At 68.3% G+C, this 26592-nt stretch carries 26 protein-coding genes; 15 read left to right on the top strand and 11 right to left on the bottom strand.

What is annotated here, in order from left to right:
- Positions 1 to 143: 143 nt before the first annotated feature.
- A complete protein-coding gene (locus ACM9LZ_RS05060) occupies positions 144 to 755 on the bottom strand; it encodes a glutathione S-transferase family protein (protein ID WP_416618252.1) in 612 nt (203 codons plus the stop codon).
- A 211-nt stretch (positions 756 to 966) separates the two neighbouring features.
- Between ACM9LZ_RS05060 and ACM9LZ_RS05055 the strand changes: the two genes are divergently transcribed.
- Together ACM9LZ_RS05055 and ACM9LZ_RS05050 are read left to right on the top strand one after the other, a co-directional pair.
- On the top strand, positions 967 to 1509 hold the full coding sequence (locus ACM9LZ_RS05055) for a hypothetical protein (protein WP_416618251.1): 543 nt from the start codon (positions 967 to 969) through the stop codon (positions 1507 to 1509).
- A gap of 136 nt (positions 1510 to 1645) precedes the next feature.
- Positions 1646 to 2638 (top strand): NAD(P)H-dependent glycerol-3-phosphate dehydrogenase, encoded by a 993-nt coding sequence (locus ACM9LZ_RS05050; protein WP_416618250.1) that lies wholly within the window; start codon positions 1646 to 1648, stop codon positions 2636 to 2638.
- A gap of 71 nt (positions 2639 to 2709) precedes the next feature.
- Here ACM9LZ_RS05050 and ACM9LZ_RS05045 read toward each other — a convergent pair whose 3' ends face one another.
- The 3 genes from ACM9LZ_RS05045 to gloB are packed head-to-tail and all read right to left on the bottom strand — an operon-like array spanning position 2710 to position 4587.
- Complete coding sequence (locus tag ACM9LZ_RS05045) at positions 2710 to 3165, bottom strand: cupin domain-containing protein (protein ID WP_416618249.1); 456 nt, start codon at positions 3163 to 3165, stop codon at positions 2710 to 2712.
- Positions 3166 to 3167: 2 nt separating this feature from the next.
- Entirely contained in the window at positions 3168 to 3779 is a 612-nt protein-coding gene (locus tag ACM9LZ_RS05040; RefSeq protein WP_416618248.1) for a glutathione S-transferase N-terminal domain-containing protein, read from the bottom strand.
- 37 nt (positions 3780 to 3816) lie between these two features.
- Positions 3817 to 4587, bottom strand: coding sequence for a hydroxyacylglutathione hydrolase (gloB, locus tag ACM9LZ_RS05035; RefSeq protein ID WP_416618247.1), 771 nt, complete (start codon positions 4585 to 4587; stop codon positions 3817 to 3819).
- 483 nt (positions 4588 to 5070) lie between these two features.
- Between gloB and rpe the strand changes: the two genes are divergently transcribed.
- The 3 genes from rpe to purH all read left to right on the top strand — a co-directional run bounded on the left by rpe (position 5071) and on the right by purH (position 9076).
- Complete coding sequence (rpe, locus tag ACM9LZ_RS05030; protein ID WP_416618246.1) at positions 5071 to 5757, top strand: ribulose-phosphate 3-epimerase; 687 nt, start codon at positions 5071 to 5073, stop codon at positions 5755 to 5757.
- Positions 5758 to 5763: 6 nt separating this feature from the next.
- On the top strand, positions 5764 to 7410 hold the full coding sequence (locus tag ACM9LZ_RS05025) for a heparinase II/III family protein (protein ID WP_416618245.1): 1647 nt from the start codon (positions 5764 to 5766) through the stop codon (positions 7408 to 7410).
- Between the two features lie 82 nt (positions 7411 to 7492).
- The gene (gene purH, locus ACM9LZ_RS05020; protein WP_416618244.1) at positions 7493 to 9076 is read left to right on the top strand and encodes a bifunctional phosphoribosylaminoimidazolecarboxamide formyltransferase/IMP cyclohydrolase; all 1584 of its coding nucleotides are present in this window, start codon (positions 7493 to 7495) and stop codon (positions 9074 to 9076) included.
- 20 nt (positions 9077 to 9096) lie between these two features.
- On the opposite strand, the gene ggt is transcribed toward purH, so the two are convergent.
- Together ggt and ACM9LZ_RS05010 are read right to left on the bottom strand one after the other, a co-directional pair.
- Entirely contained in the window at positions 9097 to 10863 is a 1767-nt protein-coding gene (gene ggt / locus ACM9LZ_RS05015; RefSeq protein ID WP_416618243.1) for a gamma-glutamyltransferase, read from the bottom strand.
- 622 nt (positions 10864 to 11485) lie between these two features.
- Positions 11486 to 12094 (bottom strand): cold-shock protein, encoded by a 609-nt coding sequence (locus tag ACM9LZ_RS05010; RefSeq protein WP_416618242.1) that lies wholly within the window; start codon positions 12092 to 12094, stop codon positions 11486 to 11488.
- A gap of 446 nt (positions 12095 to 12540) precedes the next feature.
- On the opposite strand from ACM9LZ_RS05010, the gene ACM9LZ_RS05005 reads away from it, so the two are divergent.
- The 3 genes from ACM9LZ_RS05005 to ACM9LZ_RS04995 all read left to right on the top strand — a co-directional run bounded on the left by ACM9LZ_RS05005 (position 12541) and on the right by ACM9LZ_RS04995 (position 15489).
- Entirely contained in the window at positions 12541 to 13512 is a 972-nt protein-coding gene (locus ACM9LZ_RS05005; RefSeq protein WP_416618241.1) for an SAM-dependent methyltransferase, read from the top strand.
- 161 nt (positions 13513 to 13673) lie between these two features.
- A complete protein-coding gene (gene ykgO / locus ACM9LZ_RS05000; protein WP_029014073.1) occupies positions 13674 to 13799 on the top strand; it encodes a type B 50S ribosomal protein L36 in 126 nt (41 codons plus the stop codon).
- Positions 13800 to 14013: 214 nt separating this feature from the next.
- Positions 14014 to 15489 (top strand): FAD-linked oxidase C-terminal domain-containing protein, encoded by a 1476-nt coding sequence (locus tag ACM9LZ_RS04995; protein ID WP_416618240.1) that lies wholly within the window; start codon positions 14014 to 14016, stop codon positions 15487 to 15489.
- A 29-nt stretch (positions 15490 to 15518) separates the two neighbouring features.
- Here ACM9LZ_RS04995 and tsaD read toward each other — a convergent pair whose 3' ends face one another.
- A complete protein-coding gene (gene tsaD / locus ACM9LZ_RS04990) occupies positions 15519 to 16589 on the bottom strand; it encodes a tRNA (adenosine(37)-N6)-threonylcarbamoyltransferase complex transferase subunit TsaD (RefSeq protein ID WP_416618239.1) in 1071 nt (356 codons plus the stop codon).
- A gap of 79 nt (positions 16590 to 16668) precedes the next feature.
- Here tsaD and hemC point away from each other — a divergent pair, with 79 nt between their 5' ends.
- The 5 genes from hemC (at position 16669) to ACM9LZ_RS04965 (ending at position 21932) form a co-directional block, all read left to right on the top strand.
- Positions 16669 to 17619 (top strand): hydroxymethylbilane synthase, encoded by a 951-nt coding sequence (gene hemC / locus ACM9LZ_RS04985; protein WP_416618238.1) that lies wholly within the window; start codon positions 16669 to 16671, stop codon positions 17617 to 17619.
- A gap of 5 nt (positions 17620 to 17624) precedes the next feature.
- Positions 17625 to 18323, top strand: a complete 699-nt coding sequence (locus ACM9LZ_RS04980) for a uroporphyrinogen-III synthase (protein WP_416618275.1) — start codon at positions 17625 to 17627, stop codon at positions 18321 to 18323.
- Complete coding sequence (locus ACM9LZ_RS04975) at positions 18316 to 19572, top strand: COG4223 family protein (protein ID WP_416618237.1); 1257 nt, start codon at positions 18316 to 18318, stop codon at positions 19570 to 19572. Before ACM9LZ_RS04980 ends, ACM9LZ_RS04975 begins: the two co-directional genes overlap by 8 nt.
- Positions 19572 to 20864 (top strand): heme biosynthesis protein HemY, encoded by a 1293-nt coding sequence (locus ACM9LZ_RS04970; protein ID WP_416618236.1) that lies wholly within the window; start codon positions 19572 to 19574, stop codon positions 20862 to 20864. The genes ACM9LZ_RS04975 and ACM9LZ_RS04970 overlap by 1 nt, the downstream gene beginning before the upstream one ends.
- 81 nt (positions 20865 to 20945) lie before the next feature.
- Complete coding sequence (locus ACM9LZ_RS04965; RefSeq protein WP_416618235.1) at positions 20946 to 21932, top strand: cobalamin biosynthesis protein CobD/CbiB; 987 nt, start codon at positions 20946 to 20948, stop codon at positions 21930 to 21932.
- Positions 21933 to 21952: 20 nt separating this feature from the next.
- Here the strand turns inward: ACM9LZ_RS04965 and ACM9LZ_RS04960 are convergent, their stop codons facing one another.
- Positions 21953 to 22612 carry a glutathione S-transferase family protein gene (locus ACM9LZ_RS04960; RefSeq protein WP_416618234.1) on the bottom strand — a complete coding sequence of 220 codons (660 nt, stop codon included), beginning with the start codon at positions 22610 to 22612 and terminating at the stop codon, positions 21953 to 21955.
- A 154-nt stretch (positions 22613 to 22766) separates the two neighbouring features.
- Here ACM9LZ_RS04960 and ACM9LZ_RS04955 point away from each other — a divergent pair, with 154 nt between their 5' ends.
- Both ACM9LZ_RS04955 and ACM9LZ_RS04950 read left to right on the top strand, forming a co-directional pair.
- Positions 22767 to 23684, top strand: coding sequence for a CPBP family intramembrane glutamic endopeptidase (locus ACM9LZ_RS04955; RefSeq protein WP_416618233.1), 918 nt, complete (start codon positions 22767 to 22769; stop codon positions 23682 to 23684).
- A complete protein-coding gene (locus ACM9LZ_RS04950; protein ID WP_416618232.1) occupies positions 23681 to 24565 on the top strand; it encodes a CPBP family intramembrane glutamic endopeptidase in 885 nt (294 codons plus the stop codon). The genes ACM9LZ_RS04955 and ACM9LZ_RS04950 overlap by 4 nt, the downstream gene beginning before the upstream one ends.
- Here ACM9LZ_RS04950 and ACM9LZ_RS04945 read toward each other — a convergent pair.
- Genes ACM9LZ_RS04945 through ACM9LZ_RS04935 form a run of 3 tightly spaced genes read right to left on the bottom strand, consistent with a single transcriptional unit; the run spans position 24545 to position 26435 of the window.
- The gene (locus ACM9LZ_RS04945) at positions 24545 to 25408 is read right to left on the bottom strand and encodes an EamA family transporter (protein ID WP_416618231.1); all 864 of its coding nucleotides are present in this window, start codon (positions 25406 to 25408) and stop codon (positions 24545 to 24547) included. The two genes, ACM9LZ_RS04950 and ACM9LZ_RS04945, sit on opposite strands and share 21 nt — an antisense overlap.
- Positions 25405 to 26112 (bottom strand): thiaminase II, encoded by a 708-nt coding sequence (gene tenA, locus ACM9LZ_RS04940; protein ID WP_416618230.1) that lies wholly within the window; start codon positions 26110 to 26112, stop codon positions 25405 to 25407. Before tenA ends, ACM9LZ_RS04945 begins: the two co-directional genes overlap by 4 nt.
- An 8-nt stretch (positions 26113 to 26120) precedes the next feature.
- Positions 26121 to 26435, bottom strand: a complete 315-nt coding sequence (locus tag ACM9LZ_RS04935) for a ferredoxin family 2Fe-2S iron-sulfur cluster binding protein (RefSeq protein ID WP_416618229.1) — start codon at positions 26433 to 26435, stop codon at positions 26121 to 26123.
- Positions 26436 to 26592 lie beyond the last annotated feature (157 nt).

The raw sequence follows: 26592 nt of genomic DNA, 5'->3' as shown, positions 1-26592 counted from the left end.
CCATCGTCTCGCTTGGCAGTCAAGCTAAAGGCGATGATTATCAATGTCTAGCGGGAAGTCGTTAAGAAAATGCCTTTACCAGTGGCCAATTATCGCCCCATTTCAACGACCTGTACCATCGACATACCCGGATAGGATTGGCTTTATGCGGCGGCGCTGGGCCGGGTGGCGATTTCGGCCATCCAGCGTTTCACATGGGGCAGCCCGTCATCCAGCGACAGGCCGCACAAGCGGGGAAAGAAGGACAGTGTGGTGAAGGCCGTGATGTCCGCGATCGTGAATCGGTCGCCCGCCACGAAGGCCGTTCGCGACAGGTCGGCGTCAAGGGTCGCCAGACGCGCCTGTGCCTGCGGTCTTTGCACCTCGGCATAGGCGGGGACCTGCTGTTCCAGGGCCGCCATCTTCGGATGGGTGTGGCGGAAGGTGGCGGCAAACGGCAGCAGCAGTTCGAATTCCATCCGCCGCTGCCACATGGCGATAACCGCCCGCTCCTTCGCATCGCGCCCCATCAGGTTGGGATCAGGATACAGTTCCTCTAAATAGCCGCAGATGGCCACGCTTTCGCTGATGACCGTGCCATCATCCAGTTCCAGGGCCGGCACACGCGCACTGGGCACGCGCCTGCGATAGTCGGGGGCCAGATGTTCACCCCTGCCCAGCGTTACCGGCACACGTTCAACCTCTACCCCCTTTTCGGCCAGGAACATCCGCACACGGCGCGGCGTTGGGGCGATGGCATCGTCGAACAGGCGCATGGCGCTTTTCTCCCGGAAAATCCCTGTGCCGCATCATGCCGATGCCCTCGCAATCCGCCAATGGCCGAAATATGGCGCCCCTGCTGGAATCTGGCGGAAGGAAGGTGATTTCGTGACATCGTCACCGGCCCTGGAACTTGATCCCCGACCCTTTGTTTTACCCCTGAAGCCGGCCTGAACGGGCTGGCGCTCAAATTCCAAGGAGGGACACATGTCGAAGATCAAGTCTGCGCTGGTCGCCACCGTCGCCATCCTCGCCATCCCGGCCATGGCCCATGCCGCCAAGGAAAAGGCCGTCAACAACATGAGCGATGTCGGCCGCGAGGCCGTGGCCATGTATGACAAGCTGGAAGGTCACAAGGCCATGGCGATGGCCGATGACGGGGCCGTCGGCTACAGCTCGGGCGTGGATGTGGGCGAGGCCCGTATCGCCGCCCTGGCTCGCTGCGCCGAGGTGACGCGCGACACCTGCCGCGTCGTGTCGGTCGATGGCCAGGCCGTTACCGCCGGCACGACGCTGGGCGAGGTAGCCCGCAGCCATGCCGATGCGGCCGACCTGCGCGGCGAAGTGGTCGCCGACTATGAGAAGGCCGCGGGCGCCAAGGCCCTGGCCATGTCCGAGGACGGCGCCTTCGGCTGGGTGGTCCGTGAAACCGAGGAAGAGGCCCGCGCCGCCGCGTTGCAGCAGTGCGAGCTGCAGGGTAGCGGCTGTACCCTCCAGGCCTCCGCCCCGGCCGGCACGGCCGTCAACTAAGGCCAAAGGCCCGTTCCAGCGGGGCCGGGCGGGAAGTTCCCGCCCGGCCCTGTTTATTTTTATCCGTCCGCGCGCTAAGCCTGTTTCCTGAACCGGGTGATGTCCCGGATGTCATGGACCCAGGGGAGACAGGACCATGCAGCGCATCGGTGTGATCGGGGCGGGAGCCTGGGGCACGGCATTGGCCATGGCGGCGGCCCGGGCGGGCCGGGACGTCGTTCTCCAGGCACGCGAGACAGAGGTGGTGGAGGCCGTCAACAACCGGCATGAGAACAGCCTGTTCCTGCCCGGTATCCCGCTGGACCCTGCCATCCGCGCCACCGGCAGCCTGTCGGAGGCCGCGGATGCCGACGCCTTGCTTCTGGTCACCCCGGCCCAGCACCTGCGCGCGGCTTGCCGGGCGCTGCGGTCCGATTTGAAGCCGGGCGTGCCGGTCATCATCTGTGCCAAGGGCATCGAGATCGAAACCGGCAGCCTGATGAGCGAGGCGGCAGGCGCCGAGCTGGGCGACCAGCCGCTGGCCGTGCTGTCGGGCCCCACCTTCGCGGCGGAGGTGGCAAGGGGCCTGCCCACGGCCGTGACGCTGGCCATCGCGGACAGCGAACAGGGCCAGGCGTTGCTGACGGCCTTGGGCGGGCGCACCTTCCGCCCCTATCTGTCCGACGATCTGGTCGGCGCGCAGGTGGGGGGTGCGGTCAAGAATGTCCTGGCCATCGCCTGCGGCATCGTGCATGGCCGCAATCTGGGCGATAATGCCCGCGCCGCGCTGATCACGCGGGGCCTGGCCGAGATCGCCCGGCTGGGCGCCCGGCTGGGCGCGCGGGCGGAAACCCTGATGGGCCTGTCGGGGCTGGGCGACCTGACGCTAACCTGTTCCTCCCTGCAATCGCGCAATATGTCGCTGGGTGCGGCCCTGGGCCAGGGCCGCAGCCTGGACGACGTGCTGGGCGAACGCCGGTCTGTGGCCGAGGGCGTGTTCACGGCCCGTGCCGTGACACGGCTGGCCGCCGACAAGGGGGTGGACATGCCGCTGTGCCAGGCCGTGGATGCCGTGCTGAACCATGGGGCCGACCTGGACGATATCATCGATGCATTGATGACCCGGCCGTTCAAGGCGGAAACGGTCTGATCCCGGCGGTCTTCGACATCTTACCTTATTGCACCTTCGACGGCCCCCGTCCCGCGGCGGCCCAGCCGGCCCTATCGCCCCGACGGCGGGCGTGGGGTCGGCCGCCAGTCGGGCGGCGCCAGCTCGAACGATGCGAACTCAAACCCCGGCACCACGGTGCAGCCGACCAATGTCCAGGCACCCAGGCTGACCGCCGTCTGCCAGTGCCCTGCCGGAACAATGATCTGCGGTCGCTGTCCCGCCGCAAGGTCGCTGCCCAGATGGTGGGCGGCGGCGTCATGGCCGTTGGGGGACATGGTCAGGACCAGGGGCGCACCGGCATGGAAATGCCATATCTCGTCGGCGTCCAGCACGCGGTGCCAGTGCGAATATTCGCCCGCCTGCAACAGGAAGTAGATCGCCGTATGTGCCGACCGTCCACCCGCCGGGGCATCTGCACGGAAGGTTTCCACATAATGGCCGCCTTCCGGATGGGGCTTCATGCCCAGCAGATCGATAATCTGCTTTGGCTTCATCGAATAGAGCATGTTCATTCCGTTGGCGGAAGCGTAGCCAGGAAGCTTTGTCGTTTCGATGCCGATTCAAACCAGTGGGCCAACCCCGGCCGGCCGGTGCGCCAGGGTTCATGGGCAAAGCGGAAATCCATGTACCCCATGGCCGACAGGATGGCGAGGCCCCCCACCGTGGGACTGTCCGGTTCGGGCAGGTCGCCGGCCTCCACCTCCAGCCGGTCAAAGGCGCGGAAGATGGCCGCGCGCTGGCGGCTGTCCCATTCCGCGGAGCGCAGGGCGGCGGGGCGGAGCCCTTCCAGCCGCCGCAGCACGGCCGCGTCGCAGATGCCATCGCCCAGCGCCTGCTGGCGCAGCACCATCCAGCGGACCGGGCCGGTGGCGGGGATCAGCTTGCGGCCGGCATGAAGGCTGTCCAGATATTCCGCGATCACCGGACTGTCGAACAGCACCATGCCATCATCGGTCAGCAGCGTCGGTATTTTCGACAACGGGTTTTCACGCACGATGGCACTGTCGGGCGACCAGACATCGATCGGCGACAGTTCGATCCGGTCGGCCAGCCCGACCTCGTGCGCCACCATCAGCACCTTGCGCACGAAGGGGGACGACTGGCTGTAACGCAGCTTCATGGGAGCATTCCGTCATGGCAGGGATAAAGGGAGGGGATCAGCCCCGGAACTCGTCCTTCGCCGTGCGAATGGCGGCGAAGACCGTGGCCGCCGGGGCGCCGGACAGACCGAAATGGGCGGCAAGGCCAGGATCATCGGCCCGCAGGAACGGGTTGGCGGCCAATTCGTCCGACAGGCGGGACGGAATGGTCGGCAAGCCCCTGGCCCGCAGCGCCGCCACCTCCTCCCCCCTGGCCTTCAGGGCGATATTGTCGGGATCGATGGACAGGGCGAAGCGGACATTGCCGGCGGTATATTCATGGCCGCAATGGATGCGCGTGTCCCCAGGCAGGGCGCGCAGCTTGCCCAGGCTGTCCCACATCTGTTCCGGCGTGCCTTCGAAAAGCCGCCCACAGCCCAGCGAGAACAGCGTGTCCCCGCTGAACAGCAGGCGCGCCTGCTCGAAATAGAAAGCGCAATGGCCGCGTGTGTGGCCGGGCGTATCGAACACATGTACGGTCTGCCCGCCCAGCGCGAAGCTGTCGCCGTCGCCATAGACGGCATCCATCTCCGCGATGCGGTCGATTTCCGCCCGGGGGCCGATCAGCGTGGCATGACTGCCGGCGCGCAGGTCCGGAATGCCGCCAATATGGTCACCATGATGATGGGTGGCCAGGATATGGGTCAGGCGCCAGCCCCGCTCGGCCAGGAACGCGCGAACGGGTGCCGCCTCTCCGGGATCGACCACTGTGGTCAGTCCATGTTCCGCATCATGGATGATGTGGATGTAATTGTCGGTCAATGCCGGAACGACATGCACCTCGACCATCGGACCGCCCCTTTCTCAATGCCTGTACCGGCAGGGTTTTCACGTCATCAGGTTGGGATCATCCCATCCGCCGTCACCAGCAGCAAAGCCTCCATCCTGGCCTGCGTGATCAACATGCGGGACCGAACGGGCCGTTATTGCGACGGCAAGGTCCTTCCTGTCCATGGCCGACCTTGCCGGATGGGTTGCTACGGGATCAGAGTGGGGGGTGGTACCCTCCCCCGTCAACCACGCCCTGGACGCTTGACCAGGAGGATTCCGGGCGGAGCCGGCGCCGCTGCTCACGGCAGGGGCCGTGCGGCGGCAACTGCCACCGGTGCGATTTTCCAGCCGACGGAAAGGCGCTGATCTGAAGCAGGCTGATCCGCACGCCGCAATGGCTGTGTCCGGCAGCGTGACAAGGGTCGCCATGTGCCCGGAACCGGCCATTCATGCGCTGAACCCGGCTTGTCGGGACGCCTTGTTGTTGCTACCTACCCCGCCATGACTACGCAGCCCGCCAAGATCGCCCCCAGCATCCTGTCCGCCGATTTCGCCCGCCTGGGCGAGGAGGTTCGCGCCATCGACGCGGCCGGGGCGGATTACATCCATATCGATGTGATGGACGGGCATTTCGTGCCCAACATCACCATCGGTCCCGGCGTGGTCAAGGCGCTGCGCCCGCACACGAAGAAGGTCTTCGACGTGCATCTGATGATCGCGCCGGTCGACCCCTTCATCCAGGGCTTCGCCGATGCCGGTGCCGACATCATCAGCTTCCATCCCGAGGCCGGTGCCCATCCGCACCGTACCGTGCAACTCATCCGCTCGCTGGGCAAGAAGCCGGGCATCGTGCTGAACCCGCACACGCCCCTGTCGATGATCGACTATCTGCTGGCGGATCTGGATCTGGTCCTGGTCATGTCGGTCAATCCCGGCTTCGGCGGGCAGAGCTTCATCGCCTCTCAGCTTGACAAGATCACCGAGCTGCGGCGGCGCATCAATGCCGTGTCGGAAGCCCAGGGCGGCCGCCCTATCGACCTGGAGGTCGATGGCGGCGTGAATGTGGAGACGGCCCGGCAATGCATCGCGGCCGGTGCCGACGTGCTGGTGGCCGGTACGGCCACCTTCTTGGGCGGGCCGGCGGCCTATGCCGACAATATTCGCGCCCTGCGCGGCGGAAACGGTTGATCCATCATGACCGCTGGCGTGGCGCATAAGCGGTTCAAGCCCGGTTCGGGGGCCTGGTATCGCGGCACCGCGCTTTATCAGATGACGGCCCTGTCGGGACCTGTCCCCGCCGGCCTTTCCTTCGTGCCACCCGACCCCTGGCCGGGCGATGCCCAGCATGGGCAGGAACTGCTGAACAACCGCTTCCGCTTCACCGGACAAAGTTTCAGCGGCGAGTTGCCGCCCTGGCTGGAGCCGGGGGCTTCCGCCCCCTGGCTGGCGGAGATGCACGGGTTCGACTGGCTGCGCCATCTGCGCGCCACGGGGGGCGATGCCGCCCGCCGGCAGGCCCGTGTGCTGGTCAGCCACTGGCTGGACCTGTTCGGGCGCAAATGGGACCCCGTGGCCTGGGCGCCCGACGTGCTGGCCACGCGCGTCACCGCCTGGATCGGCCAGCATGATTTCTTCCTGGCCAGCGCCGACGATCAGTTGCGGGCCCGTGTCTTCGACAGTCTGGCCCGCCAGGTGCGCTTTCTGGACCATGCGGTGCCCGGCCGGCTGAAGGGCGGGCCGCTGCTGACCGCGGTGAAGGGCATGGTCTATGGCGGCCTGTGCCTTTCCGGCCTGTCGCGCGTGGCGGAACGCGCCGGCAGCCTGCTGGCCCGCGAGTTACCGCGCCAGGTGCTGCCCGATGGCGGCCATGTCGAACATTCGCCGGCCAGCCAGTTGCTGGCGCTGCGCCACCTGATCGACATGCGCGGCTGTTACCGCGCCGGGCGGGCCGACGTGCCGGAGGCGTTGCAGCACGCCATCGACCGCATGACCCCCACCTTGCGCTTCTTCCGCCATGGCGATGGCGGCCTTGCCCTGTTCAACGGGGCCCAGGAGGGGGAAGCGGTGCTGATCGACACCGTGCTGGGTCAGGCGGATGCCCGCGGCCGCCCCCTGAAATCAACACCCCATATCGGGTTCGAGCGCATCACGGCGGGCCGCACCTGCATCCTGATGGACACGGGCGTGCCACCGGCCCCGGGCCTGGACGAACATGCCCATGCCGGCACCCTGTCGTTCGAGATGAGCATCGGGCGGGAACGGCTGATCGTGAATTGCGGCGCCCATCCCGGCGACCAGGGGCCCTGGCGGGCCGCCCTGGCCGCCACGGCCGCCCATTCCACCGTCACGATCGACGATACCAATTCCAGCGCCGTGAACGACGAAGGTGGCCTGACGCGCCGCCCGTCCCGCGTGCGGTCGCTGCGCCAGGATGCGGAGGAAGGCACGCTGGTGGAGGCCCACCATGACGGCTACCAGATCCGCGGCGGCTTCACCCATCATCGCCGCCTGTTCCTGGCCGAAAGCGGGGAAGATCTGCGGGGGCAGGACACGCTGACCGGTGCGGCCGGGCATAAATTCGCCGTGCGCTTCCACCTGCACCCCGGTGTGCGCGTGGCAACGCTGGAGGATGAGGCGGCCCTGCTGCTGCGCCTGCCGTCCGGCGCCTTGTGGAAGTTCCGGGCCGGCGGGGCCGGCATCGAGACCGCCGACAGCATCTATCTGGGACAGGGCGCCGAACCGCGGCCGACCGTCCAGATCGTGCTGCGCGGCATCACGCAACTGGGCGAAACCCCGGTAAAATGGGGTTTCCGCCGCGAAGGCAGCGATATCGACAGTTAGGAACCGGACTGTCTTCCCCACCGCCGGGCCGGTTCATATGGACCGGCCCGGTTCTTTTACTTGCCACCTGGACACCAAAGACATGAGCATCGATCTCGTCCCCATCCGCCGCGCCATCATCTCCGTTTCCGACAAGACGGGCCTGATCGACCTTGCGCAGGCCTTGGCCGCGCGCGGGGTCCATATCCTGTCCACCGGCGGGTCGGCCAAGGCCATTGCCGATGCCGGCATCGACGTGACGGAAGTGTCGGACCATACCGGCTTTCCGGAGATGATGGATGGCCGGGTCAAGACGCTGCACCCGAAGATCCATGGCGGTATCCTGGCCCGCCGCGACTATCCCACCCATACCGGTGCCATGGACGCCCACGATATTCCCGGCATCGACCTTGTCGTGGTGAACCTGTATCCGTTCGAGGCGACGGTGGCCAAGGGTGCGGATTTCGAGACCTGCATCGAGAACATCGATATCGGCGGCCCGTCGCTGATCCGGGGTGCGGCCAAGAACCATGATTTCGTGGCCGTCATCACCGACCCCGCCGACTATGCCGAACTGACGGCCCAGCTGGCCACCCATGACGGGCAGACCGACCTGTCCTTCCGCCGGCGGCTGGCCGCCAAGGCCTATGCCCGGACGGGCGCCTATGACGCCGCCATTTCCCGCTGGTTCGCGGGCCAGTTGGGCCAGGAATATCCCCAGCGCCTGACCTTTGGCGGGGAGCTGCGCCAGACGCTGCGCTATGGTGAGAACCCGCACCAGACGGCCGCCTTCTATACGACCGGCGACCAGCGCCCCGGCATCGCCACGGCGACCCAGCTCCAGGGCAAGGAACTGTCCTACAACAACCTGAACGACACGGATGCGGCGTTCGAGCTGGTGTCGGAATTCGACCGCCCGGCCATCGCCATCATCAAGCATGCCAACCCCTGCGGCGTGGCCGAGGGTGACAACCTGCTGGATGCCTATACCCGCGCGCTGGCCTGTGACCCCGTGTCGGCCTTCGGCGGCATCATCGCCATGAACCGGACGCTGGACGCCGCCACGGCGGAACAAATCGCCAAGCTGTTCGCCGAAGTGGTGATCGCGCCCGACGCGGATGACGCGGCCAAGGCCTTTCTGGCCACCAAGAAGAACCTGCGCGTGCTGCTGACCGGTTCCATGCCGAACCCGGCAGAGGCGGGCCTGTTCGTGAAGTCGGTGTCCGGCGGCTATCTGGTCCAGACCCGTGACAATGGCCGCATCGCACAGGCCGACCTGAAGGTGGTCACCCGGCGCGCGCCCACCGACGCGGAGCTGGCCGACCTGCTGTTCGCCTTCCGCGTGGGCAAGCATGTGAAATCAAACGCCATCGTCTATGCCAAGGGCGGGGCCACGGTGGGCATCGGCGCCGGGCAGATGAGCCGGGTGGACAGCAGCCGCATCGCCGCCTGGAAATCGGCCGACGCCGCCAAGGCCGCCGGCCTGGAAGAGGCGGGCACGAAGGGCTCCGTCGTGGCGTCCGATGCCTTCTTCCCGTTTGCCGACGGCCTGCTGGCCGCCGCCGATGCGGGGGTGACCGCCGTGATCCAGCCCGGCGGCTCCATGCGCGATGCAGAGGTTATCGCCGCGGCCGACGAACGCGGCCTGGCCATGGTCTTCACGGGCATGCGCCACTTCCGTCACTGACCGGCAGGGCATCCGGCCGGTCAGTCGCCCATCGCCTGGCCATCGCGGCGGGGGTCGGCACCGGCCTGGATGGTCGTGGGGGTCAGGCGCAGGGCGTGCAGACCGCTATTGATGGCTTCCCGCTTCACGGCATGACCACGTTCAGTCAGGGCGGCAGCCAGCGCGTCGGCGGCGGGCGTGCTTTCCACCAGGGTGGGGCCGTTGCGGTTCAACAGGATCGGCAGGTTGATGGCGGCCTGCGGGTCCATGTCCCAGTCCAGCATGGCCACCAGCGCCTGAACGACATAGCCGATGATGGCCGTGCCGCCGGGGGACCCGACGGCCAGGACAGGCCGCCCCCCCGCATCGAAGACAATCATCGGCGCCATGGAGGAGCGGGGCCGCTTGCCCGCCGCCGGGGCGTTGGCGACGGGTCGTCCATCCTGCGTCGGCACGAAGGTGAAGTCCGTCAACTGGTTGTTCAGCACGAACCCGCCGGCCAGCAGACCGGAACCAAAAGCGAATTCCACCGAACTGGTCATGGAGACGACCATCCCGGCATTATCGACGATGGAGAAATGCGTCGTGGAGGGGATGTCCGGCCCGTCGGCCGGGGCAAAGCGGGCGCCCGTCCGGAAGGGCGGGTCGCCCGGCGCCACCTTGCCCGCCGCGGCGCGCGCCGGATCGATCCCCGCCGCCCGGTCCGCCAGATAGCCGGCATCCAGCAGGCCCCGCGTCGGCACCGGTACATGGTCGGGATCGGCGATGAAGCTTTCGCGGTCGGCATGGGCCCGGCGGCTGGCTTCCAGCAGCAGGTGCCAGGCCTGCGGGCTGTCCTTGCCCATTGCCTTCAGGTCATGACCGGACAGCATGCCCAGGATCTGCAGCACGGCCACGCCGCCCGCCGATGGCGGCCCCATGCCGCAAACCTTCCAGGTACGATAGGGTGCGCAGACACCCTCGCGTTCCACCGAGCGGTAACCGGCCATGTCCGCCAGCGTCAGCACGGGCGCGCCGCTGTCGCCGGCCGCATCGGCCACGCGCTGCACGATGGCACGCGCGATCGGGCCACGATAGAAGGCATCCGGCCCGGCCACCGCCAGCAAACGCAGGCTTTGCGCCTGTTCCGGCATGGACAGCCGTTCCCACAGGGCTGGCGGGCCGGCCCCGTCCCGGTAATAGACGCGCCGCAGGTCGGGCGAACGCCCCAGCATCCGTTCCCAGTCGGTCAATACCCCGACCATGCGCGGCCAGACCGGCACGCCCTCATCGGCCAGCGCGATGGCCGGCCCGAACAGGGTCGCCCAGGGCAGCTTGCCATGGGCGGCGTGCGCACGGGCCATCATGGCCACCACGCCCGGCACGCCGACGGCACGGCCCTGTGGCAGGGTTTCCAGAAACGGCATGGGCTGTCCATCGGGCCGCAGGAACAGGTCCGGCGTCACAGCACTGCCCGCAACCTCCCGCCCGTCATAGGTGGTCAGCCGCCCGCCCGGTTCGGCCAGCAGCATGAAAGCCCCGCCGCCCAGGCCCGACGATTGCGGTTCCACCAGGCCCAGCACCAGTTGCGTGGCGATGGCCGCGTCGACGGCGCTGCCGCCACGGCGCAGCATGTCCAGCCCCGCCTGCGCTGCCAGGGGGTTGGCCGCCACCACCATGTGCCGGCTGGCCGTCACCAGTTCACGTGTGCGGGCCGCTGAAGCCGGTTCGGGCGCCGGCTGGCTCCAGGCGGCTGGCACGGCCAGGAAAAGGGCGAATACACCCGACAGAGTGCGGCGACGCAGAACGGGACGGGGAAGGAAGGGCATGCGCTTTCCGGGCTTGCGGGGCCAGTTGCCCATGGTTACCCGGCGGAAAGCCGCATGCAAGCCGCAGGGCGGCAGCATCGCACCACCCGGTGCCTCGTCCGCCGGACCGGTGGCACGGGGGCCACACCCGCGGCATCATCTTCCGGCAATGGCCGGCGGCGGCCGCGGAAGGGCTGGTTCGTTCCGCATCCAGCCGGTCCGGCCGACCGGATCATGCGTTGGTGATGCCTGCTATCGGGAAACCGCCGCGAATCGGGAAAACAAAAAGCGGGCCACGATGGGCCCGCCCTTCAATCCGCTTCTTCAATCCGCTTCACGTCATCCAGGCCCCTCAGGCCATACGGGAGTGACACCCACAAGGCTGGCGCAAGGGGCGCCATGAGGGGGCCGGTCCGCGGAAGCCCCTCATCGCGGAGCATTCATCAAGGTGTCGGGCAACAAGGCGCCCGGACAAAGGAGGCTTCAGGCGCAAAAAAGCGCAGAGAATTTCGAGCGTGGAGACCGAAAGGAACGCAAAGATTCACAATACGCAAAAACGGGCTGGCAACGCCGTCCTTGCGGACAGCGCTGCCAAATCCCTTCAACCACGTGACGCGAGAGCGTCAGGCCATCGCGGTCGAGATCATAGGATCTCGACGCGGTTGGCCTGCGGACCCTTCTGGCCCATGCTGGTGTGCAGACGCACGCGCTGTTCCGGGGTCAGCGAGCGCACGCCGGAACGTTCCAGCGCCGTGATGTGGACGAACACGTCCTTGCCACCGCCATCGGGGGTGACAAAGCCGAAGCCCTTGTCGGCGCTGAAGAACTTCACCACGCCTTCGATCGTCTCCGTCGGGCCGGTGTCGAAATTGCGGGCCACGCGCGGACGCGGGGCCTCGCCATAACGGTCGCCACCGCCAAAGCGGTCGCCGCCGCCGAAGCGATCCCCACCACCAAAGCGGTCACCACCACCGGCACGACGCGCCGGCTGGGCGGTCGAGGTGTCGACGCTGTGGATGGAGGCGACCTGCGGCCCCTTCTGACCCTGCGACAGATCGCAGACGATGGTCGTGCCATCGGCCAGCGCGTCATGCCCGACGGACTGGACGACCGAGGCATGCAGGAAGGCATCGGGCGACCCGTCGGAAAGGGTCACGAAGCCGAAGCCCTTCGTGGGGTTGTACCATTTGACCGTGGCGGTGACGCTCCGGCGGGTGATCTGCGGGCTCTGCGGAGAACGGCGCTCGTACATGTGGTCTCGAACTCGACTGTCATAGTGTAGGGAACTTCACCGGCGGACCGGCTGCAAGGACAGTACCCTGTTCCGCGCCGCGCGGAAAGCATGTCCGCGAGGAGCCGGTCAAGCAGCCATCCCAACTTGACCCTACACCGGATATCGCCCGGATGCACTATCAAAGCCGAGGAATGTTACCGATTGATAGCAGGGCTGAGGCCGTACCTACGCAAGGACCGCATGGCCAAAAGGGGTATTCGCCACCCCTGAACACGGTTCTTTTTCCATACTTCCGTCGTAAAATACCATAATTGGTGGTCGGTCTTCACTAAAACAGCTATTAGGGACTTGTGACCCGGCATGAACCCTTGGGCATGCATGGCGGGCAAAGACTGTTTCCCGCGAAACGAGGAAACGGTAATCTACAGCTTGTCGCAATCCAGGTACGCGCCCGATCGAATCGCATGGCCGGCAGCCGCAGCACCGATGAGATGACCGCCCCCGTCCCGACGCTGAAGGAACGATTCCTGGCGTGGTGGGAAGGTATCGACGTGCCCCGGCGCGAAGCGGGAAACGATGCCGCGGCGGGCAGCGGTCGCGACGGGCCGGCCGGCAGCGCTGGCGCCGGACAGGCCGGCGGCCGGCACATGAACCGGCGGGGCAAGCCGCTCTGGACGGCCACCCGCATCGAGGTGGTGGAGAAAATCTGGGGACCCGGCTTCTCCTCCCCCGGCGGTGACGAATTCATCCCGACCATCGTGAAGCCGCTGGGCCTGAACCCGGCCATGAGCGTGCTGGACATCGGCGCCGGGCTGGGCGGCGCCAGCCGCGCCATGGCCAAGCAGTACGGCACCTGGATCACGGGGCTGGAACCGAACCCGGTCCTCGCCGAGGCAGGGATGTTCCGTTCGCAGAAGGCCGGCCTGGCCCGCCAGGCCCCCATCATGCCCATCGATCTGGAGAATTTCGCCTGGAACAAGCGCGTGGACGCCATCTTTTCCAAGGAGGCGTTCTATACGGTGCGCAACAAGGACAAGCTGATCGACAGCATAGAGGCGGCGCTGAAACCGCGCGGCCAGTTGCTGTTCACCGATTACGTCGTCGACCGCGAACAGATCCGGGGCCGCGATTTCGACGGCTGGATGAGCGCGGAACCCGTGGAGCCCACGCCCTGGACCATCGAGCAGTACGCCGCCGCCCTGGCCCAGCGGAACCTGGACATTCGCATCACGGAAGATAATTCCGACACCCAGCGCACCCTGATCCTGACCGCCATCCAGGAACTGGTGCGGCATCTGGAGACGGTGTCGATGGACCGCGACACCAAACTGGCCGTGGTGGAAGAGGTGGAAATGTGGGCGCGGCGCGTGGCAGCCCTGTCATCGGGCCTGCGCTATTACCGATTCTATGCCATGAAGCCGGCCGAATTGAGCTGACCGCAGGCCTGTCCGCAATGACGCTATGGCCGTTTTCCATGGCAATGCCGTCGCAGGCGGGGGTTGCGCGCAAACGCGGCGGCCCGCGGTTGACAGGGGGGCGGACGGCGACTATGTTCCGCGCCTCGCAAAGAATGCCTCCAGCGTCAGAGTACCTAATCATGAAGATCGTGAATTCGCTGAAGTCGATGAAGACCCGCCACAAGGCTTGCCGCGTCATCCGCCGCAAGGGCCGCGTCTACGTCATCAACAAGCTGAACCCGCGTTTCAAGGCCCGCCAGGGCTGAGTTTCCGCGTTCGGATTGGCCGGGGCGGCACCGCCCCGGCATGCTGAAACCGCGCCCCCGGGCGCGGTTTTCGCTGTTGGGGGTTCCGTTTCCCCGCCGGTCACGGCATGATTCCGCCCCGCCAGCGCGCCGGGTGCCATCGATATGGTGACACCGAATCCGGTCCGGGCCATGGCGGTATCGAACCGCCGGGCAAGGGGAAGCCATGCCATCGATGCCCAAACCCGATGCCGATGCCATCACCCGCCGGCCCGCCCTGCTGCGCCGCCTGACCGCGGCCGTGCCTGGCGGGGTCATAGCGGACGAGGTGTCGCTGCGCGCCTATGACACTGACGCCCTGGTGGCCTACCGGCAGCGGCCGCTGCTGGTCGTGCTGCCCCGCGACACGGCGGAAGTGGCCGCCGTGCTGCGCATCTGCCACGAGATGGGCGTGAAGGTCGTGCCGCGCGGCGCCGGCACGGGTCTGTCGGGTGGCGCCCTGCCGCTGGCCGATGGCGTGCTGCTGGTCCTGTCGCGCCTGTCGCGCATCCTGGCCATCGATTATGACAATCGCGCCGTGGTGGCACAGCCCGGCGTCACCAACCTGGCCATCAGCCAGGCCGTGGCGGATCGCGGCTTTTATTATGCGCCCGACCCCTCCTCCCAGATCGCCTGTTCCATCGGCGGCAATGTCGCGGAGAATTCCGGCGGCGTGCATTGCCTGAAATACGGCGTCACGGCCAACAACCTGCTGGGCATCGAGTTCGTGACGATGCAGGGCGAGGTGATGCGCCTGGGTGGCCGGCATCTCGATTCGGGGGGCTACGACCTGATGGGCGTGCTGACCGGATCGGAAGGGCTGCTGGGGGTCGTGACAGAGGTGACGGTGCGCATCCTGCCCCGCCCGGAAACGGCGCGCGCCCTTCTGGTCGGGTTCGATCGCACCATCGATGCGGCCGATACCGTGGCCGCCGTCATCGCGGCCGGCATCATCCCCGCCGGGATGGAGATGATGGATCGGCCCGCCATCCACGCGGCAGAGGATTTCGTGAAAGTGGGATATCCCCGCGACGTGGAAGCCCTGCTGATCGTCGAACTGGACGGGCCGGCGGCGGAGGTGGACGACCTGATCGGCCAGGTGGCCGCCATCGCCGGCGCCCATGGCGCCCGCCCGCCCCGCCTTTCCGGCAGCGAGGCCGAGCGGCTGGCCTTCTGGGCCGGCCGCAAGGCCGCCTTCCCCGCCGTGGGCCGGATCAGTCCCGACTATATGTGCATGGATGGAACCATCCCGCGCAAGGCGCTGCCCACCGTCCTGACCCGCATGGCGGCGATGGAGGCGGAGTTCGGCCTGCGGGTCGCCAACGTCTTCCATGCCGGCGACGGCAACCTTCACCCGCTGATCCTGTTCGATGCCAACAGGCCGGGGGAACTGGAACGGGTGGAGGCGTTCGGTGCCGCCATCCTGCGCCTATGCGTGGAAGTGGGCGGCGTGCTGACGGGCGAACATGGGGTGGGAATCGAGAAGCGCGACCTGATGGGCACGCAGTTCACCACCGATGACCTGCGCCAGCAGACCCGCCTGAAATGCGCCTTCGATCCCGATGGGCTGCTCAACCCCGGCAAGCTGTTCCCCACCCTGCACCGCTGCGCCGACAGCGGCTGGATGCGCAATGGCGGGCCGGGGGCGTTCCAGGATATTCCCCGCTTCTGACACACCCACCCCTTCTCCGGCCGGTCCGGTCAGGCCTTCACGCCGGCGAAGGGGGCCGCCTTGGCCGTCGGGTCCAGCGGCCAGCGCGGCCGGGGGGCGAAGTCCGGCCCGTCGGTCAGGCCCAGGCGCAACCGCTCCAGACCGGCCCAGGCGATCATGGCGCCATTATCGGTGCAAAGCCCCATCGGCGGGGCCACGCAATCGAAGCCACGACGGCGGCAAAGGTCGGTCAGCCGGCCGCGCAGCACCTGGTTGGCGGCCACACCCCCCGCCACGACAAGGGTGCCACCGGTGGGAAAATCCTGCTTGAACAGCTTCATGGCACGGGTGCAGCGATCGATCAGGCTGTCCCCCACCGCCTTGTGGAAGGAGGCGGCAAGGTCGGCGCGGTCGGCATCGCCCAGCGTGCCGCCCAGCATCTCCACATGCCGGCGAACGGCCGTCTTCAGGCCGGAAAAGCTGAAATCGCAGTCGGGGCGGCCCTTCATGGGCACAGGCAGGTCGAACCGGCCGGGATCGGTTGCCCCGGCCGCCGCCTTCTCCATCAGCGGGCCACCGGGATAGCCCAGACCCATGATCTTGGCGGACTTATCGAACGCCTCCCCCACGGCATCATCGATGGTGGTGCCCAGACGGCGGTATCGCCCCACCCCTTCCACGGCCAGCAACTGGCAATGCCCGCCGGATACCAGCAGCAGCAGGAAGGGAAAGGACACGCCATGGGTCAGCCGCGCCGTCAGCGCATGGCCTTCCAGATGGTTCACCGCCATGAAAGGAAGGCGCGTGACGGCGCAGATGGCCTTGGCCGTCATCACCCCCACCATCACCCCGCCGATCAGGCCCGGCCCCGCCGTGGCGGCCACCCCGTCCAGCCCGGCCAGGCCAAGGCCCGCCTGGTCCAGTGCCTGGCGCACCAGACCATCCAGATGCTGAAGGTGGGCGCGCGCCGCGATCTCCGGCACGACCCCGCCATAGGGCCGGTGATCGTCCAACTGGCTCAGCACCACATTGGACAGCACACGGCCCGGCCCCTCCCCATCGCTTTCCACGATGGCGGCGGCGGTTTCATCACAACTGGTTTCGATGCCAAGCACTTTCATGGGCCGGAACCTATCCGCCGCAGGCCCGGCCCGCAAGCGGGGCTTCCCTGACAAGCCATTCGGGGATATTGAATCGGCCATGACCACGATCCTGCGCATCGGCACGCGCGGCAGCCCCCTGGCGCTGGCGCAAGCCCACGAAACCCGCGACCGCCTGGCCGCCGCCTTCCCCGAACTGGCGGTGGACGGCGCGGTGGAAATCGTCACCTTCAAGACCGAGGGCGACCGCATCCTGGACCGCACGCTGAGCGCGGCGGGTGGCAAGGGGCTGTTCACAAAGGAAATCGAACAGGCCCTGATCGATGGCGGCGTGGATCTGGCCGTGCATTCCATGAAGGATGTGCCGACCACCCTGCCCGACGGGCTGGACATCGCGGCCTATCTCCCGCGGGAGGATCATCGCGACGCCTGGTTCAGCCACCGGGCCGCCACCCTGGACGACCTGCCGGCCGGATCGCTGGTCGGCACGGCCAGCCTGCGCCGGCAGGCCATCGTGCTGATGCGCCGGCCCGACCTGCGCGTCATCGCCCTGCGCGGCAATGTGCAGACCCGTCTGCGCAAGCTGGAGGAAGGGCAGGTCGATGCCACCTTGCTGGCCATGGCCGGGCTGAACCGGCTGGGCCTGGCCGACCGCGCCACGGCGGCACTGTCCGAAGACCAGATGCTGCCCGCCGTGGCACAGGGCGCCATCGGGATCGAGACGCGGCGCGACGATGAACGGACCAACCGCTATGTCCGCCATCTGAATTGCGCGGTGACGCAGGCGCGGGTGACGGCCGAGCGCGGCGTCCTGGCCACGCTGGACGGGTCCTGCCGCACGCCCATCGCGGCCCTGGCCCTGGTCAATGGCGATGCCCTGTCATTGCGTGCCCTGGTCGTCCGGCCCGACGGAAGGCAATGGTTCACCTGCGGCCGGGCCGGGCGCGTCACGGACGCGCTGGCCCTGGGCGTGGATGCCGGGCAGGAACTGAAGGCGAAACTGCCGGCCGCATTCTTCGCCGGCATGAACCCCGACGGACCGGTGATTTGACGGGCGTGCTGGTCACCCGCCCGCAGCCAGGCGCGGACGAGACCGCGACGGCACTGCGGAACCGGGGTTATCATCCCATCCTGGCGCCGATGCTGTCCATCCAGCCCCTGCCGGGCCCGCCCATCGACCTGTCGGGATATGACGGCGTGGCCGTGACGTCGGGCAACGGGCTGCGGGCACTGGCCGCGCGCAGCAGCGAACGCCACCACCCGCTGCATGCCGTCGGCCGCCGCACGGCGGAATTGGCGCATGACCTGGGCTTCACCAGGGTGGACCATGCGGATGGGGATGTCGCCTCGCTGACCGCCTTGCTGGCCCGATCGGGGGCCGGGCGCATCCTGCATGTGGCCGGCGCCGACATTGCCGGCGAATTGACCCCGCCCGGTGTCGCGGTGGAACGGATGACCGTTTACCGCGCCCTGCCCGCCGATGCCATCCCCGCTGCGGGACAGCAGGCCCTGCGTGACGGACAGGTGGCGTATGTCAGTTTTTTTTCGCCACGAACGGCCGCCTGCTTTGTTAGCTTGGCAGAGAAGGCCGGACTGGCACCATGGGCGGGGGGATGGACCGCCCTGTGTTTGTCGGACGCCGTGGCAAGGGCGGCAGGCAGGCTGGGCTTCGGCGCGATGCAGATTGCGGCGGCACCGGATGCCGCCTCCCTGCTGGCGCTGCTGCCGGCGGTGAAGGGGAAGAAGAATGAGTGACGCTGACAAGAACACCGTTCCCACGGGCAAGGGCATCAGCCTGGAAGACCTGGAACGCGATATCGCCGCCAGCAGCAAGAATCCACCGCCGCCACCGCCGCCCACGGCCACTGCGACGCCCGCCGGCGGGATGTCCGCCGACAAGCCCGTTCCCCCACCCCGCCCGCCCGCCCGGAGCGGCGGCGGCCTGCTGGGGGGTACGGCCCTGCTTGTGGCGCTGGGCGCCCTGGGCCTGTCAGGCTATGGCTATTGGCGGGACCATATGGCCGCCCCGCCGCCCGTTGCGGCCGATGACGGCGCCGATCTGTCCCCCCTGACGGACCGCGTGGCAGCGCTGGAGACGCGGCAGCAGGATCTGGGGGAAATGCTGGACGCCTTGTCGCGGCGCCAGGACAGTCTGGAAGCCCGGCTGGCGGCGGGAACCGCGCCCGGTACGGCCCCGGCAGCGGCGCCGACCTCAGCGGAACAGCCGGCCACCCCGGCAGAGCCCCAGGTCACCCCGTCAGAGCCCTCAGTCAGCCTGGCAGAGCCGGTGGCACCGCCGCGCGACGAGGAACTGGCCGCCCGCGTCAGCGCGCTGGAAGCGCGGGAGCCGGAGACGCCCGAGACGGTCGACCTGGAACCCCTGACCCGCCGCGTCACGGCCCTGGAAACGGTAGCGACGGAGATGATCCCGCGCGTCACCATGCTGGAGACCCGGCGTCAGATGGGCGCCGTGGGCGAGGCGCTGATCATCGCCGTGGGCCAGTTGCAGGCCGCCCTGACGGCAGGCCGGCCCTATGCCCGGGAATTGCGGGCCGCCCAGGCGCTGGCGGCCAATGACACCGCATTGCTGGACCTTCTGGCCCCGCTGGAGCAGACGGCGGAAAAGGGTCTGGCCGGCGATATCGAACTGCGGGAGAGGTTCCGCCTGCTGGCGCCCGAGGTGCTGCGCGCCGATCGTGACCGCGAGGGGGCTCCTTGGACCGACCGGGTGCTGGGCCGGCTGTCCAGCATCGTGACGCTGCGCAGCACATCCGGCGATGTCGCGGGCGATCATGCCGATGCCGTGCTGGCCCGCGCCGAGGCCGCGCTGATCGCCGGCGACCTGCCACGCGCCGTGGAGGAAATGGAGAAGCTGCCAGCCCATGCCGCCGCCCCGGCCGCTGAATGGATGAAGCTGGCCGAGGCGCGCATGGCGGCTGAGGCCGCCGCCGCGACCCTGGCCGACCTGTCCCTGGCCCGCATGACCGGCACGGAGGCCCGGTGATGCGCAAGGCCGTCTTCTTCTTCATCAAGATCGGCCTGCTGGTCGCCGCCGCCGTCTGGCTGGCACAGCGCCCGGGCCGCGTCACCATCGAATGGCTGGACCATGTGGCCGAGATGCCCGTGGGCATCGCCGCCATCCTGATCCTGCTGCTAGTCTGGCTGATCATGATGGCGACATGGGGCTGGCGGCTGCTACGCAATGGCCCCGGAATGCTGGGCCGGCGGCGCGACGCCGGCCGGCGTGAAGGCGGATTCCGCGCGCTGGGCCAGGGCTGGGTCGCGGCAGCGGCGGGCGATGCCGACATCGCCACCAAGTCCGCCCGCACGGCCGAGAAGCTGTTGCAGGAACCGGCCCTGACACTGGCTCTGTCGGCCCGGGCCGCGGAAATGCGCGGCGACGCCAAAGGGGCCGCCACCTACCGCAAGGCCATGCTGGCCAACCCGGCCACCGAACTGGCCGGCCGGCGGGCGCTGATGCAGCAGGCCATGGCCGACGGCGACCGGGCCGCAGCGCTGGAACATGCGCGCCGTGCCCTGGAACTGCGCCCCAAGGCCGACTGGCCCGCCAAGGCGCTGGCCGAACTGGAAGCCGGCGGCGGCAATTGGCTGGAGGCCGATGCCGCCCTGGCCCGCGCGCAGAAAAGCAAGGTGCTGGACAAGGCCGATGCGGGCCACCGCCGCGCCGCCCTGCTGATCGAGGAGGCGCGCCAGGCCGCTGCCGGCGGCCGGCCCGAAGCGGCCCTGCAGGCAGCCCAGGCCGCCTTCGACATGGACCCGGCCCGTGTGCCCGCCGCCAGCCTGCTGGCCCGGCTGCGCGCCAAGGCCGGCCAGCACGCCAAGGCCACGCGCGTCCTGGAACAGGCCTGGCGCCTGGGCCCGCATCCGGATCTGGCCGATGCCTGGGGCGAGACCGCGGCAGACCAGAACCCGCTGGCCCTGGTGAAGCGGTACGAGGCGCTGGTGGCAATGAAACCCGGTGCCGCCGATGCCCATGTCGGGCTGGCGGAGGCCGCGATCAAGGCGCAATTGTGGGGCGTGGCCCGCAACCATCTGGAAAAGGCGCGCGAACTGGCCCCCAGCACGCGCATCTATCGCCGTCTGGCCGATGTGCAGCAGGCGGAGCGCGGCAACGGACCGGAAGTGCAGGCCCTGCTGAACAAGGCCATGTCCGCCCCCGCCGACCCCCGCTGGCGCTGCACCCAGTGCGGCACGACGCACGGCGACTGGCACGCCGTCTGTGACGCCTGCGGGGCGGTCGACGCCATCACCTGGCCCAAGGCAACAACAAGGTAGGCGGGGCGCGCATCCCCCCTTCCCTTGCCGGCCGGGGCCGGATACATCCTTGCCGGTCGGCCCTGATACGGACCCCGTCCCATGCTGCTGCCCTTTTCCGGCGGGGTCGATGCCCTGCTGCTGCTGATCATCGCCATGGTGCTGGACGCCTGTATCGGCGACAGCGGGCTGTTGCGCCGTTTCCTGCCGGGGCCGGTCGATCTGGTTTCCAGGCTGGTCGCCATGCTCGACCGGCGGCTGAACCGCATCGACCGGAGCGATGCGGTGCGCCAGGCACGGGGCGCGCTGGTGGCACTGCTGCTGCTGCTGTTGGGGGGGCTGATCGGGTTCTGCCTGTCGGTGCTGGTCCGCACATTGCCGGCCGGCGGCGTGCTGGAACTGCTGATCGTGACCCGCTGTCTGACCCTGCGCCTGCCCTGGGGTGCGCTGGGGCGTACCGTGGCGGCACTGGAAGGCGGCAACGCGGAGGCCGCGCGTCAGGCGGTGGGCCCCCTGACCGACCGCCAGCTATGGAGCCTGGACGATCACGGCACGGTCCGCGCCGGGGTGGAGGGGGTGGCACGCGCCCTGACCCATGGCGTGGTGGCGCCATCCCTGTTCTACGCACTGTTCGGGCTGGCGGGCCTGCTGGGCTGGGCCGCCATCGACGGCACGGCGCGGGTCATCGGGCACCATGCCGGCCGCTACCGGCATTTCGGGGCCACGGCCCGGCGCCTGTCCTCCCTGATCGCTTTGCCCCCGGCCCTGCTGTCCACGCTGGTGGTGCTGCTGGCGGCGCTGTTCGTGCCACGGGCCGATCTTGTCCGCGGCATGAGCGACATGAAAACGGGGCGCGGCCATCCCATGGGCACCGATGCCCTGCCCATCGCCGCCTTCGCGGGTGTATTGGGCCTGTCGGTGGCGGGCCCGCGGCGGGAGGGGGACCGGACCATCAAGGAACCCTGGCTGGGGTCGGGCCGGGCCCGCGCCGTTCCCCGCGACCTGCGGGCGGCCATGGCGCTTTACGCCACGGCCACCCTGATCGCCGCGGGGCTGATCGTGGGGGCCGGCCTGCTGGCCGTGGGATAGGACGCGGAGCCCCCCCGGCGTCAACGCACCACGATGGTCTGCGCCGACTGCACCAGTTCGGCGGCCGACACCTGACGGGGCGGCTTCAGCAAACCCTCCGCACAGCCCGGCCGCGCATCCAGCCGCGCGATCCAGCGGGACAAGTGCGGCAGATCATCGATGGCGACGCCGGACCAATCATGCGTGCGCGCCCAGCACCAGTTGGCGATGTCCGCAATGGAAAAGTCGCCGGCCAGATATTCATGGTCCTTCAGGTGACCGTCCAGCACGGTCAGCAGGCGTTTCGTCTCCTTCTGATACCGGTCGATGGCGGCCGGTATCCTTTCCGGGAAATAGCGGTGGAAGACGTTGGCCTGCCCCATCATGGGGCCCACCCCGCCCATCTGGAACATCAGCCATTGCAGCACGCGGCTGCGTCCCTTCGGGTCGGCGGGCAGCAGGCGGCCGGCCTTTTCCGCCAGATAGACCATGATGGCCCCGGATTCGAACACCGTGAAATCCTCTGCCCGGTCGATGATGACGGGGATGCGGCCATTGGGGTTCATGGCCAGGAACCAGGGTTCCTTCTGTTCGTTCCTGGACAGCGAGATCACATGCACATTGTAGGGAAAACCCAGTTCCTCCAGCGTGCAGGAAACCTTGTGCCCGTTGGGCGTGGCGGCGGTGTAAAGGTCGATCATGACGGGCTTCCTTCCGGTTTAGCGTGGCTTTGCGGCATGATGCGCCAAGCCGCCGGGCCATGAAATGATTTAGCGCGCCTTGCCCGTCCGCCGGTCGGCCATGTACACCGGAACGACGGAACCCGAACAGCAGGCAAGCGGAACGGACCAGGGCATGGGACAAGGGCGCGAAAGCGGCTGGACGCCGATACCGGTGCATATGGTCGGCGTGCATCTGCGCCTTTCCTTCTGGCATTATCTGACGGGCATGGCCGCGCTCGGCCTGCTGGTCTTTCCACTGGCCTGGACGGCCGGCGGGGTGGCAGAGACCGTGACCGGCCTGATGGACCTGCCGCCGGGCGCGCCCGCCGTCCGCCGCATCGCCGACCTGATGGCCCTGGCCGGCATCATTCTGCTGCTGCGGATCATCCTGGGTCTTCAGGGCCGGTCGCTGATGAGCGTCGTGGCCCCGCAGCAGCATCTGGACTTGGGCATGATGGCGCGCTCCGCCGCGACCTATACGCTGGCCTTCACCCCCATCCTGGTCATGGCCGTGATGAGCGGGCAATTGGGACTGGGCAACTGGCGGGCAGCGCTGGCCCTGCTGCCGGTCATGCTGGTGCTGGTGGCCCTGCAGGCCACGGCGGAGGAGATGGTCTGCCGCGGCTACATGACCCAGGGGTTCCAGGTGCTGTTCGGGCACGCGGCCATGGCCGCCCTGCCCGTGGCCGTCATCTTTCTGCTGCTGCACGATACGGGCGGATGGGATACGGGCTGGGACCGCAAGGCCAACATCCTGACCATCAGCCTGGCCCTGTCCTGGCTGACCGTGCAATGCGGCCGGCTGGAACCGGCCATGGGCGTGCATTTCGCCCACAACATCATCATCTTCACCCTGGTGGCGCAGCCCGATTACGGGCTGCCGTCGGTCAGCGGCTTTACCGAGCCGCCACCCCAGAAGCCCTTCAGCGCCGATGCGCTGCTGGTCCAGACGCTGGTCTATGGCGCGGTCTGCGCCAATTACTGGTTCATCGGCCTGCGCACCGGCTTCGTGGCCAGCGGCTGGCAGGCACAAGGAACGGACCCGTCATGACGAGCATCCCCCTTCTCCAGGCGGGACAGGCCACGGGCCAGACGCCCCTGCGCTATCTGGCCGGTCTTGTCCTGACGCTGCTGGGCACGCTGCTGCTGGCCCTGCCTGTCGTGCTGGGGATACAGGCGCTGATGCGCCAGCGTGGGCATGTCGCCTTCCTGGACAGCTATCTGCTCCTGGGCGTCAACGCCCTGGTCATTCCCGTCCTGTGGCTGGTGATGGCCAAGCTGCACCGCCGGCCCTTCATGGACATGATCGCACCGGGCCGCCGCTTCGACACGGGCATGCTGGCGCGCTCGGCCCTGGTCTTTGCCGTGCCGTTGCTGGTGCAGGTGGGCTGGGGCCTGCTTGCCGGAGACCTGCGGCAGGCGGATACGCCGGCCGCGCTGTTCCTGGCCCTGCTACCGCTGACGCTGTTGCTGTTCCTGGCCCAGGCCTCTGCTGAGGAACTTCTGTTTCGCGGCTATCTGGCCCAGGGGATGCAGGTGGCATTCCGCCATGCCCTGCCCGGTGCCCTGATCGGGGCGGCATTGTTCACCGCCGCGCATGAAGGCAGCGGCAACCAGGCCGTCTGGACGCAGCGCGCCGCCATCATGGTGATGGCCCTTTTCCTGTCCTGGACGACGGTACGCTTCGGCCGGCTGGAAGCCGCCATGGGCGTCCATATCGTCAACAATATCCTGTTTTCCATCTTCATCGGCGGCAGCGCCCTGCCCTTCCCCGGCGTGACCACCCTGACCGATCCCGACCCGCCGGATTTCCAGGGCGTGGCGGAGGTGCTGGAATTCGCCGCCGTGCAGGCCGCGACCATCGGCTTCTACTGGCTGGCGGGGGTGCGCACGGGCTTCATCGCGCGGGGCCTATCGCCGCGTCAGGCTTGACCCCAGGGCCGCGATACAGACCAGCGCGATGGCGACCAGGGCGGCCAGCGACAATCGTTCCCCCAGCAGCAGCAGCCCGGCCAGCGCGGCCAGGGCCGGCTCCATGGCCATCATGATGCCGAACAGCGCCGTCGATACCCGCCGCAACGCCAGGAATTCCAGAATGTAGGGCAACAGGGTGGAGAACAAGGCCACAGCCGCGACCTGCAGCGCGAGGGCCGGGGTGGCAAGATAGGGTCCCGCCGCCGGAAGGCCCACCGGCGCCGTGAACAGCGCCGCAGCGGCCAACGCCAGTGCCAGCCCCGACATGCCGGGGATCAGCCGGCCGGTGCGCTGCGACAGAAGGATATAGCCGGCCCAGCCCACGGCCGTGATGCCCGCGAACATCAGCCCCAGCGGGTCCAGCGACGCCGCACCCGTCAGCGGGGTCAGCAGCAGCACCCCGCCCAGCGCCAGCACCGGCCACAGGAAATCCAGCGGCCTGCGGCTGCCCAGCAGGGCAACGGACAGGGGTCCCAGGAATTCCACGGCCACGGCCACGCCCAGCGGCAGGCGTTCCAGCGCCAGGTAAAAATTGGCGTTCATGACGGCCAGCGCGGCGCCCAGGCCCAACGCGGCCGCCCATTGCGCACCTGTCAGGCGGCGCGGATCCGGCCGCACCCAGGCCAGCAGCACCAGGGCCGACAGCAGATTGCGCAGGAAGGCCAGCCCCAGAATGTCATGCCCCTGCGCCAGTTCCTTGGCCAAGGCGCCGCCGATGGGCGGCATGGAAACCGACAGTACCAGCAGCAGCGGGGCCAGCAGGGTCAGCCGGTCGGGCCGGGCCGACACCGGCGACGTCATGGCAGCAGCCCCAGGCCCATGTCCCAGAACCCGGCCTCCAGCCGGCTGGCGGCATCGAAGCTGCGCGACAGGTCGGCGAACCGCGCAGCACCGCCGCGCGTGGCCGACAGCCGGTCCAGCAATGCCACCTGCCCCGCCGCCACGGCCCGGTATTCCGGATCGGCATACATGGCGATCCAGTCGCCATAGGGGTTTCCCGACAGTTTCGTGGCCGGATCGGACAGCAGGTTGGCCGCGATCTCCGCATAGCCGATGATGCAGGGGGCCAGCGCCACATGCAGGTCCAGCAGGTCACCGGCCAACCCGCGCTCCAGCACGAAGCGCGTATAGGCCAGGGTGCCCTGCGCTTCCGCCGTGGCCTGCATCGCCGCCTCGTCCAGGCCCCAGCCGGCGCAATATTTCACATGCAGGCCCATTTCCAGATCCAGGATGGCCGCCATGGAACGGGCCGCCGCCCGCATGTCGGCCAGATTGTCGGCCTTGAAGGCGGCCAGCGCATAGGCGCGGGCGAAATGGATGAGGAACAGGTAATCCTGCACCAGATAATGCCGGAAGCATGCTTCCGGCAGGGTGCCGTCGCCCAGACCCGCCACGAAACCGTGCCGGACATAACGGTCCCAGGATGGCCTGCACGCGGCGCGCAGCCGGTCGAACAGGCCATCGGGCGTTGCCAGATCGGGCAGGGTCCGGGGGGACGGGGCCATCGGGGACCTTACTTGGCGCCCGGCAGCTTCACGGTCAGGCCGTCCAGTTCCGGCACCATCCGGATCTGGCACCCCAGACGGGAGGTCTTGGTCAGGCCGAAGGCGAGGTCCAGCATGTCCTCCTCATCCTCCTCCGCGTCGGGGAGCAGATCGTACCATTCCGGCGTGACGATGACATGGCAGGTGGAACAGGCCAGCGATCCCTCGCACGCACCTTCCAGGTCGATATCATGGCGGCGGGCCACCTCCAGAATCGACAGGCCTAGGGGGGCATCCACCTCGCGGCGGGTGCCATCGGTCTCAATGAACACCATCTTCGGCATTGCGCCAGCACTCCCAAACCAGACAATGCCGATGTGTTACGAAGCCGCGGCGACGGAGTAAAGCACCGTTTCGGCAGGGATGACCGCCATTGCGACGGTGGTCACGGACGGCGCGGGCGACAGGCGGACGCGCGCCCACGCGGAAACCGGCGGGACG

This window comes from Niveispirillum fermenti, from assembly GCF_048066175.1.
Lineage (GTDB): Bacteria > Pseudomonadota > Alphaproteobacteria > Azospirillales > Azospirillaceae > Niveispirillum > Niveispirillum fermenti.
Note: the sequence above shows the minus strand (reverse complement) of the source record. Positions and strands in the feature narration are given on the sequence as shown.

What these genes read in the sequence shown, in the direction of transcription:
- ACM9LZ_RS04975 (WP_416618237.1), top strand. Translation starts at nt 18,316, where the DNA reads ATGAGTGACGCTGACAAGAACACCGTTCCCACGGGCAAGGGCATCAGC.
- ACM9LZ_RS05060 (WP_416618252.1), bottom strand. Translation starts at nt 755, where the DNA reads ATGCGCCTGTTCGACGATGCCATCGCCCCAACGCCGCGCCGTGTGCGG.
- ACM9LZ_RS04965 (WP_416618235.1), top strand. Translation starts at nt 20,946, where the DNA reads ATGCTGCTGCCCTTTTCCGGCGGGGTCGATGCCCTGCTGCTGCTGATC.
- tsaD (WP_416618239.1), bottom strand. Translation starts at nt 16,589, where the DNA reads ATGAAAGTGCTTGGCATCGAAACCAGTTGTGATGAAACCGCCGCCGCC.
- ACM9LZ_RS05025 (WP_416618245.1), top strand. Translation starts at nt 5,764, where the DNA reads ATGACCGCTGGCGTGGCGCATAAGCGGTTCAAGCCCGGTTCGGGGGCC.
- ACM9LZ_RS04945 (WP_416618231.1), bottom strand. Translation starts at nt 25,408, where the DNA reads ATGACGTCGCCGGTGTCGGCCCGGCCCGACCGGCTGACCCTGCTGGCC.
- ACM9LZ_RS04995 (WP_416618240.1), top strand. Translation starts at nt 14,014, where the DNA reads ATGCCCAAACCCGATGCCGATGCCATCACCCGCCGGCCCGCCCTGCTG.
- ACM9LZ_RS04955 (WP_416618233.1), top strand. Translation starts at nt 22,767, where the DNA reads ATGGGACAAGGGCGCGAAAGCGGCTGGACGCCGATACCGGTGCATATG.
- ACM9LZ_RS05050 (WP_416618250.1), top strand. Translation starts at nt 1,646, where the DNA reads ATGCAGCGCATCGGTGTGATCGGGGCGGGAGCCTGGGGCACGGCATTG.
- purH (WP_416618244.1), top strand. Translation starts at nt 7,493, where the DNA reads ATGAGCATCGATCTCGTCCCCATCCGCCGCGCCATCATCTCCGTTTCC.
- hemC (WP_416618238.1), top strand. Translation starts at nt 16,669, where the DNA reads ATGACCACGATCCTGCGCATCGGCACGCGCGGCAGCCCCCTGGCGCTG.
- ACM9LZ_RS05010 (WP_416618242.1), bottom strand. Translation starts at nt 12,094, where the DNA reads ATGTACGAGCGCCGTTCTCCGCAGAGCCCGCAGATCACCCGCCGGAGC.
- ACM9LZ_RS05055 (WP_416618251.1), top strand. Translation starts at nt 967, where the DNA reads ATGTCGAAGATCAAGTCTGCGCTGGTCGCCACCGTCGCCATCCTCGCC.
- ACM9LZ_RS05005 (WP_416618241.1), top strand. Translation starts at nt 12,541, where the DNA reads ATGGCCGGCAGCCGCAGCACCGATGAGATGACCGCCCCCGTCCCGACG.
- rpe (WP_416618246.1), top strand. Translation starts at nt 5,071, where the DNA reads ATGACTACGCAGCCCGCCAAGATCGCCCCCAGCATCCTGTCCGCCGAT.
- ACM9LZ_RS04950 (WP_416618232.1), top strand. Translation starts at nt 23,681, where the DNA reads ATGACGAGCATCCCCCTTCTCCAGGCGGGACAGGCCACGGGCCAGACG.
- ykgO (WP_029014073.1), top strand. Translation starts at nt 13,674, where the DNA reads ATGAAGATCGTGAATTCGCTGAAGTCGATGAAGACCCGCCACAAGGCT.
- ACM9LZ_RS05045 (WP_416618249.1), bottom strand. Translation starts at nt 3,165, where the DNA reads ATGCTCTATTCGATGAAGCCAAAGCAGATTATCGATCTGCTGGGCATG.
- ggt (WP_416618243.1), bottom strand. Translation starts at nt 10,863, where the DNA reads ATGCCCTTCCTTCCCCGTCCCGTTCTGCGTCGCCGCACTCTGTCGGGT.
- ACM9LZ_RS04970 (WP_416618236.1), top strand. Translation starts at nt 19,572, where the DNA reads ATGCGCAAGGCCGTCTTCTTCTTCATCAAGATCGGCCTGCTGGTCGCC.
- tenA (WP_416618230.1), bottom strand. Translation starts at nt 26,112, where the DNA reads ATGGCCCCGTCCCCCCGGACCCTGCCCGATCTGGCAACGCCCGATGGC.
- ACM9LZ_RS04960 (WP_416618234.1), bottom strand. Translation starts at nt 22,612, where the DNA reads ATGATCGACCTTTACACCGCCGCCACGCCCAACGGGCACAAGGTTTCC.
- ACM9LZ_RS05040 (WP_416618248.1), bottom strand. Translation starts at nt 3,779, where the DNA reads ATGAAGCTGCGTTACAGCCAGTCGTCCCCCTTCGTGCGCAAGGTGCTG.
- ACM9LZ_RS04935 (WP_416618229.1), bottom strand. Translation starts at nt 26,435, where the DNA reads ATGCCGAAGATGGTGTTCATTGAGACCGATGGCACCCGCCGCGAGGTG.
- gloB (WP_416618247.1), bottom strand. Translation starts at nt 4,587, where the DNA reads ATGGTCGAGGTGCATGTCGTTCCGGCATTGACCGACAATTACATCCAC.